General features: G+C 66.7%; 2 pseudogenes. One reads left to right on the top strand and one right to left on the bottom strand.

Annotation, left to right across the window (positions count from 1 at the left end):
* Nucleotides 1-234 (top strand): annotated as a pseudogene (locus AAE045_RS23535) (FHIPEP family type III secretion protein); the annotation flags it as partial.
* 3 nt (nucleotides 235-237) lie between these two features.
* Here AAE045_RS23535 and AAE045_RS23530 read toward each other — a convergent pair.
* A pseudogene (locus AAE045_RS23530) lies at nucleotides 238-351 on the bottom strand (lipocalin family protein); the annotation flags it as partial.
* Nucleotides 352-697: the final 346 nt, after the last annotated feature.

The raw sequence follows: 697 nt of genomic DNA, 5'->3' as shown, positions 1-697 counted from the left end.
AAGGGCGCCGGCCGCGTGTCCGAAGTGACCGCACGCTTCATCCTCGATGCCATGCCGGGCAAGCAGATGGCGATCGACGCCGATCTCAACGCCGGTTTGCTGACGCGTGAAGAGGCCAAGGCCCGCCGCGAGGAGGTCCGTGAGGAAGCTGACTTCTACGGCGCAATGGACGGTGCCAGCAAGTTCATCCGCGGCGACGCGATCGCCATCGGCCTGGCGGCATGCGTTGTGCACGCTGATCCGGCCATCGGCGCGCAGGCTGTAGGTGGCGGTGATGTCGCCGACGCACTTCTTCTGGAACGATACCGGCAGGTGCGCGATCTCATGCCACTGGCCAGCGTAGCGGTCCATGTCCAGCGCCTCCACCGAGGTCACCGGCGCGGCCGCCCAGGCCGACCCGGTGGCGGCGAGGGCGAGCAGGGCACTGATCAGATAGCGGCTGCGCATTGTCGACACTCCACACAAGACGCAGCGAGCTTAGGCACAGGCAGGACGGAAATTGTGAATATTCCGTCATGCAGTGGCCGTCTCACGTCGCTGGCGTGTGCGTGGCAGCGTGCGGCACCCGCGCTACCGACTGTCAGCGGAGAGTTCCCGCGTGGCGTTGCCGTTCTCGTCCAGGAAGCGCACCCTGGCGTCTCCCGAGGGCGTGACCACCAGCTCGAGCCGCGGCTTTCCTTGACCATCGCGCAGGGTC

This window comes from Dryocola clanedunensis (assembly GCF_038405435.1).
In the GTDB taxonomy this organism is placed as follows: Bacteria; Pseudomonadota; Gammaproteobacteria; order Enterobacterales; family Enterobacteriaceae; genus Dryocola; species Dryocola clanedunensis_A.
This window is presented reverse-complemented; position numbering and strand designations above follow the sequence as displayed.